Here is a 6747-nt window from a genome sequence, read left to right as displayed (position 1 = left end):
ACGGGCAAGCAAGACCGAGCAGCGCGCCTTCGACAGCCTGTACTCGAAGGGCGTGCTGAACGTCGCCGCCGCCGGCAACGACGGCAACACCGTGATCTCCTACCCGGCTGGCTACAGCAGCGTGGTGATGGTCGGCGCGGTCGACGAGAACAAGGCCTGGGCCCCCTTCTCGCAGTACAACAGCAAGGTCGAACTCGCCGGTCCTGGCGTCGGCGTGCTGTCGACCGTCCCGATGGGCGGCGGCACCGAAGGCGTCCTGACCGTGGGCGGCGTCAACTACACCGCAGGCTCGATGGAAGGTTCGCCGGTCGCCACCGCGACCGCTGCGCTGGCCGACTTCGGCCTGGGCGACGCCATCAACACCAACGTGTCCGGCAAGGTCTGCCTGATCCAGCGCGGCAACATCGACTTCGCGGTCAAGGTCTCGAACTGCGAAAAGAGCGGCGGCGTCGGCGCCATCGTGTACAACAACGTAGCGGGCAGCTTCGGCGGCACCCTGGGCACCACCGTGACCAAGATCCCGTCGGTCACTGCGAGCGACACCGACGGCGCGGCAATGAAGGGCCAGCTGGGCCAGAGCGCAACCGTGGGCGTGAAGAAGACCAACTACGCTTACTACGACGGCACCTCGATGGCGACCCCGCACGTGTCGGCAGTCGCTGCCCTGGTGTGGAGCTACTTCCCGACCTGCACCAGCGCACAGATGCGCGCTTCGCTGACCAAGTCCGCACAGGACCTGGGCACCGCCGGCCGCGACACCAAGTACGGCTACGGCCTGGTCCAGGCGAAGGCTGCCTACGACCGCATCAAGGCCCTGGGCTGCGGTAACTAATCCGGCTCTTCGAGCAGGACAAAAAGGACGCTTCGGCGTCCTTTTTTTTTGTGGTGCGCTTAGAAACTTGGGTTCCGGCCGAGGGGGACGCCGAGTCCCCCTTGGCCGGAACCTAAGTTCTACATGCAAACCGCTACAGCAAATCCAACCACATCCTCTGCTCAACCAGCTCCGACCCCGGCCGCATCGGCTCGCGCACCCCGACATCCCGGAACCCTGCGTTCTCGTACAAACGCAGAGCTGCAGCATTCCCGCACTCGACACCCAGCCGCATCGCCCGCGCACCGCGTGCCCTGGCCCAGGCAATCGCCTCATCCAGCAAAGCCGCCGCCACGCGCCGTCCGCGCGCCTCCGGCGCCACCCACATCTGGAACAGGTTGACGAGCAAGGGATCCTCGCCATCCACCTTGGCCCAGGTCAGCCCGACCAGCTGCCCGTCGAGCTCCGCCGCCAGCGGACAATCGATGCCCGACACCTCGGAACGCGCCAGCCGTCCGGACCAGGTATCGTCGGGATAGGCCTGCTCCGCCTCCAGCGTGCTGCCGAAGGCGTCCGGCGCATCGCCCAGCGAGCGCAGGCGGATCGCGCGATAGGCCGGCCATTCGTGGGCCTGGAAGCGGCGAATGAGTAGCGATGCGGTGGGCATGTCCACGGGAAGCCTTCTAAGAATGGAAAATCCCATTCTATCCGTCAATCCTGGTCCCAGGTGTCGTCCGCGTCCCTACCCCGGCGGCGCGCAACCTTGCTGGTCGTCGTGAAACCGATCAGGCGCGCCACCACCGCCGCCAGGTACATCAGCCCGACCAGCATCTCGACGCTGGCCAGCGCCCTTGCGTGCGGCGTGAGAGGAATCACGTCGCCGATGCCGGTACTCGACAGCAGCGCGAAGCTCAGGTAATTCAATTCGGTCCAGGTGCGCGGCGCCGCGGCGTTGACGGCGGCAGCGTAGGTGCCCGGCTGCAGCTCCTGCACCAAAATGTAGAGGTGGGTGAAGCCCCAGGCCAGCAAGGTGAAGGTGGCGGCTGCCGCGAACAGTTCGTCGGTGGTGGCGCGCTGGTCCTCCATCATGTAGGCCACCAGGCTCCCGGCCGCATACAGGTAAAACAAGGCCTCGAGGCCGGACGACCAGCGCAGCAGTCCAGGCATGTCGAACAGCGACTGCAGCACCAGCAAGATGATGATCGGCACGGCCAGCGCCACGCTGATCCCGGTTTCGCCCGGCGTGCGGCGCACCATGCGGATCGTAAACGCCAGCACCAGGATGCCGAAGGCATTGAAGGCCACGTGGCTATCGGGCGAAGGCTCGATGAAGGGATACAGCAGCATCCCGGTCAGCTGGACCATGAGCAGGATCGCGGACGGATGATGCCGGGTATGGATGAACAGGCGCGTGAGTCGCATGGCTTTGTACAGGCGAAAGTCTCGATGCGCCTATTGTAGGTTCAGCGCGCCTCGAACAGGAGTCCGAATGCGCGTACGGCCGCGGCGGGATCGTCGGCCCCGTACACGCTGGTGATCGCCGCCACCATGTCGGCCCAGAGCGCCACCAGCGGCGCGGCGTTGGCGGGCGTCATGCCGCCGATGACCACGATGGGCACACCGATCTTTTCGCGCGCACGGTCGAGCAGCTCGGGCGGGGTCACGAAGCTGTATTTCTTGACCGGCGAAGGATAGAAACCGCCGAAGGCCACGTAGCTGGCGCCCGCATCCTGGGCCGACAGCGCCAGGTCCAGCTCGCCGTAGCAGGAAGCGCCGACGATCTTGTCCTTGCCCAGCAGCGCACGCGCCTGCGCCACCGCCATGTCGGTGTGGCCGACGTGCACGCCGTCGGCATCGATATCGCGGCAGAGGTCGAGGTGGTCGTTGACGACCAGCTGCCGGCCGCGCCGGCGGCACAGCGCCAGCAGGGCTTGCGCCTGCTCCGCGCGCAACGCCGCGCTGGCGTCCTTGTGCCGGTACTGGACCAGCGCGGCGCCTGCGGCCAGCGCGCTGTCGGTGAGGGCGAGCAGGCGCTCGGTGTCGTCCCAGTTGGGCGTGACCAAATATAAGCCTCGCATAAAAAATCCTTTCAGGGGGTGAGGATGCGGCGCGGAATGCGCTGCCCCGGTGCGATGGCGAAGGCCTGGTCCAGGGTGCGGTAGGTATAGGCCTGGGCGCGCGACAGCGCGGCTTCCATCTCGTCGCCCAGGGCCAGGCGCGCCGCGATGGCGGCGGCCAGGGTGCAGCCGCTGCCGTGATATTCATGGGGCAGGCGCGGCCAGCCCCAGCTGCGGATGTCGGCGCCGCCGCGCAGCCAGCGGTTGACGACCAGGTTGCCGTCCGTGTGGCCGCCGGTGACCAGCACGTGCTCGCAGGGCAGTTCGCCCAGCGCGGCCGCTTCCGGCAGGTTGGGCACCGCGATCGTGGCCAGGGCCAGCAGTTCGCGTAAAGCAGCGGCCGGATCGCCCCGCCCCAGCGCTTGGCCGTGGCCGCTGGCCAGCACCGGGTCGAGCACCACCGGCAGGCCGGGATTGCGCTCGCGCAGGCGGCGCACCACGACGGCGATCGCCTCGGCATTGGCCGCGCTGCCCGGGATGCCGATCTTGACCGCATCGATCCAGCAGCTCCTGATGAGCGGATCGGCCTGGCGCAGCACCATGCTGCTGGCCACCGGCTCCACCTCGAACACGCGGTTGTTGTCCTGCGCGGTCAAGGTGGTCGCGACCGGCAGCGCATGCGCGCCCTGGGCCGCGATCGCCAGGATGTCCGCGGCCAGGCCGGCCCCGCCGCCGGGATCGAGCCCGGCGAACACGAGCACGTTGGCGCTCATCCGGTGATTTTCCCTTCCACCGGCGAGGACGGCGAGGCGGCGAAGCGCTTCGGCATGCGGCCGGCCAGGAAGGCGTCGCGGCCGGCCTGCACCGCGTGCTTCATGGCGCGCGCCATGCGCACCGGGTCCCGGGCAGCGGCGATGGCGGTGTTCATCAGGACGCCGTCACAGCCCAGCTCCATGGCGATGGCCGCATCCGAGGCCGTGCCCACGCCGGCATCGACCAGCACCGGCACCGTAGCCTGTTCGATCACCAGGCGCAGGTTCCACGGATTCAGGATACCCATGCCCGAGCCGATCAGCGAAGCCAGCGGCATCACCGCCACGCAGCCGATCTCCTGCAGGATGCGCGCCTGGATCGGATCGTCGCTGCAGTAGACCATGACGTCGAAGCCGTCCTTCACCAGGGTCTCGGCCGCCTTGAGGGTCTCCGGCATGTGCGGGAACAGGGTCTTCTCGTCGCCCAGCACTTCCAGCTTGACCAGCTTGTGGCCGTTCAGGAGTTCGCGCGCCATTTGCAGGGTGTAGACCGCGTCCTTGGCGGTGTAGCAGCCCGCCGTATTCGGCAGGATGGTGAATTCGCCCGGGGGCAGCACGTCCAGCAGGCTGGGCGCGTTCGGGTCCTGGCCGATGTTCACGCGGCGGATCGCCACGGTGATGATTTCCGCACCGGCCGCCAGGGTCGCTTCGCGGGTCTGGTCCAGGTCGCGGTACTTGCCGCTGCCGACCAGCAGGCGCGAGTGGTACTGGCGGCCCGCGATGGTCAACACGTCGTCATGGTTCAATTCAGTCATTGCATTCATTCCTGTCTCCTTTCAGCCGCCGCCGATGGCGCGCACGATATCCACCTTGTCCTGTTCCGCCAGGCGGCGCTGCGGCCACTGCGGGCGCGGCACCACTTCGCGGTTGACGGCCAGGGCGATGCCCTGCCCCGCCAGTCCCAGTTCGGCGACCAGTTCCTGGAGCGACTGCTGGTCCGGCGCGCTCCAGGCTTGTCCGTTCACGAGGATCTGCGGCATGGCTCACACCTCGCGGTAGAGTTGCGCGCCGTTGCGCACGAACTCGATCGCCTTCTCTTCCATGCCCTTGGCCGCGTATTCGCGCACCTCCTGCGTGATCTTCATCGAGCAGAAGTGCGGGCCGCACATCGAGCAGAAGTGCGCCACCTTGGCCGAATCCTTGGGCAGGGTCTCGTCGTGGAATTCGCGCGCCTTGTCCGGGTCCAGGCCCAGGTTGAACTGGTCTTCCCAGCGGAACTCGAAGCGCGCCTTGGACAGGGCGTTGTCGCGCAGCTGGGCACCCGGATGGCCCTTGGCCAGGTCGGCGGCGTGGGCGGCGATCTTGTAGGTGATGATGCCGTCCTTGACGTCGTTCTTGTCGGGCAGGCCCAGGTGCTCCTTGGGCGTCACGTAGCACAGCATGGCGGTGCCGTACCAGCCGATGTTGGCCGCGCCGATGCCCGAGGTGATGTGGTCGTAGCCGGGCGCGATGTCGGTGGTCAGCGGTCCCAGGGTGTAGAACGGCGCCTCGTGGCACTGCTCCAGCTGCAGGTCCATGTTCTCTTTAATGAGGTGCAGCGGCACGTGGCCCGGGCCTTCGATGATGGTCTGGACGTCGTGCTTCCAGGCGATCTGGGTCAGCTCGCCCAGGGTCTTGAGCTCGGCCAGCTGGGCTTCGTCGTTGGCGTCGTAGATCGAGCCGGGGCGCAGGCCGTCGCCCAGGCTGAAGGACACGTCGTAAGCCTTCATGATCTCGCAGATGTCTTCGAAGTGCGTGTACAGGAAGGATTCCTTGTGGTGGGCCAGGCACCACTTGGCCATGATCGAGCCGCCGCGCGAGACGATGCCGGTCAGGCGGTTTGCCGTCATCGGCACGTAGCGCAGCAGCACGCCGGCGTGGATGGTGAAGTAGTCGACGCCCTGCTCCGCCTGTTCGATCAGGGTGTCGCGGAAGATTTCCCAGGTCAGGTCCTCGGCCTTGCCGTTCACCTTTTCCAGCGCCTGGTAGATCGGCACGGTGCCGATCGGGACCGGGCTGTTACGCACGATCCATTCGCGCGTCTCGTGAATATGCTTGCCGGTGGAGAGGTCCATGACCGTATCGGCGCCCCAGCGGATGGCCCAGGTCATCTTCTCGACTTCCTCGCCGATCGAGGAAGTGACGGCCGAGTTGCCGATGTTGGCGTTGACCTTCACCAGGAAGTTGCGGCCGATGATCATGGGCTCGACTTCCGGGTGGTTGATGTTGGCCGGGATGATGGCGCGGCCGCGCGCCACTTCGCTACGCACGAATTCCGGCGTGATCTCGGCCGGGATGCTGGCGCCGAAGGACTGGCCCGGATGCTGGCGGCCGAGCAGGTCGGCGACCCGCTTGGCCCTGGGGCCCGACGCGTGCAGCGACTCGATGTATTCCTTGCGGCGCATGTTCTCGCGCAGGGCCACGAATTCCATCTCGGGCGTGATGATTCCCTGGCGGGCGTAATGCATCTGGGTGACGTTCTTGCCGGCGCGGGCGCGGCGCGGGGTGCGCTGCAGCGAGAAGCGCAGCGGCTCCAGGGCCGGGTCGGCAAGGCGCGCCTGGCCGTAGGCGGAGGTCGGACCGCTCAGCTCTTCGGTGTCGCCGCGCTCCAGGATCCAGGGCGCGCGCGGCGTGCCCAGGCCGCTGCGGATGTCGATGGCGGCGGCCGGGTCGGTATAGGCGCCGGAGGTGTCGTAGACGTAGAGCGGCGGGTTCGGTTCGCCGCCGAAGCTGGCCGGGGTGGGCGACTGGCTGATTTCGCGCATCGGCACGCGGATGTCGGGCCGGCTGCCTTCGATATAGACCTTGCGGGAATTCGGGAGGGGAGCGATCGCCGCCTGGTCCACCTGGGCGGTGGCGGAATCGAACTTCAACGGTGCATTCATGTGGCTCCTTTGCTGCATTGCTAACAGGAGCCAGCAAAGGAGTGTGCCAGGATGCGTTGGCGCAGCACGGATGCGCGGAGCCACGGCGATGCTGACTGCTTCCCTTCGCTGGCATTATCCAGATCAGGTTCGGAGGGTATTTCTCACCCGCGTGTCGCAGTTGCGACAGGCAGGACCCCTAGCGTGTGCCACCTTGCGGTGGA

Annotated in this window: 8 protein-coding genes and 1 riboswitch; of the genes, 1 reads left to right on the top strand and 7 read right to left on the bottom strand. The window is 67.1% G+C overall.

The window, feature by feature from the left end; all coding sequences use genetic code 11:
* A partial coding sequence (locus J8847_RS15405; RefSeq protein ID WP_211525593.1) for a S8 family serine peptidase occupies nt 1–832 on the top strand: 832 nt, incomplete at its 5' end.
* 133 nt (nt 833–965) lie between these two features.
* On the opposite strand, the gene J8847_RS15400 is transcribed toward J8847_RS15405, so the two are convergent.
* The 7 genes from J8847_RS15400 to thiC are packed head-to-tail and all read right to left on the bottom strand — an operon-like array spanning nt 966 to nt 6544.
* The gene (locus J8847_RS15400; protein ID WP_211525598.1) at nt 966–1478 is read right to left on the bottom strand and encodes a GNAT family N-acetyltransferase; all 513 of its coding nucleotides are present in this window, start codon (nt 1476–1478) and stop codon (nt 966–968) included.
* 44 nt (nt 1479–1522) lie between these two features.
* The gene (locus J8847_RS15395; protein ID WP_211525592.1) at nt 1523–2233 is read right to left on the bottom strand and encodes an ion channel; all 711 of its coding nucleotides are present in this window, start codon (nt 2231–2233) and stop codon (nt 1523–1525) included.
* A gap of 41 nt (nt 2234–2274) precedes the next feature.
* Nucleotides 2275–2889: a thiamine phosphate synthase gene (thiE, locus tag J8847_RS15390; protein WP_211525591.1), complete on the bottom strand. Its 615-nt coding sequence runs from the start codon at nt 2887–2889 to the stop codon at nt 2275–2277.
* A gap of 11 nt (nt 2890–2900) precedes the next feature.
* A complete protein-coding gene (locus J8847_RS15385) occupies nt 2901–3641 on the bottom strand; it encodes a bifunctional hydroxymethylpyrimidine kinase/phosphomethylpyrimidine kinase (RefSeq protein WP_211525590.1) in 741 nt (246 codons plus the stop codon).
* Nucleotides 3638–4444 (bottom strand): thiazole synthase, encoded by an 807-nt coding sequence (locus tag J8847_RS15380; RefSeq protein WP_211525589.1) that lies wholly within the window; start codon nt 4442–4444, stop codon nt 3638–3640. The genes J8847_RS15385 and J8847_RS15380 overlap by 4 nt, the downstream gene beginning before the upstream one ends.
* 12 nt (nt 4445–4456) lie before the next feature.
* Nucleotides 4457–4660 carry a sulfur carrier protein ThiS gene (gene thiS, locus J8847_RS15375; RefSeq protein ID WP_211525588.1) on the bottom strand — a complete coding sequence of 68 codons (204 nt, stop codon included), beginning with the start codon at nt 4658–4660 and terminating at the stop codon, nt 4457–4459.
* Between the two features lie 3 nt (nt 4661–4663).
* Nucleotides 4664–6544 carry a phosphomethylpyrimidine synthase ThiC gene (gene thiC / locus J8847_RS15370; protein ID WP_211525587.1) on the bottom strand — a complete coding sequence of 627 codons (1881 nt, stop codon included), beginning with the start codon at nt 6542–6544 and terminating at the stop codon, nt 4664–4666.
* Between the two features lie 83 nt (nt 6545–6627).
* Nucleotides 6628–6734, bottom strand: a riboswitch (TPP riboswitch).
* Between the last annotated feature and the right edge of the window lie 13 nt (nt 6735–6747).

This window comes from Massilia sp. AB1 (assembly GCF_018119385.1).
Classification (GTDB): domain Bacteria; phylum Pseudomonadota; class Gammaproteobacteria; order Burkholderiales; family Burkholderiaceae_D; genus Telluria.
Note: the sequence above shows the minus strand (reverse complement) of the source record. Positions and strands in the feature narration are given on the sequence as shown.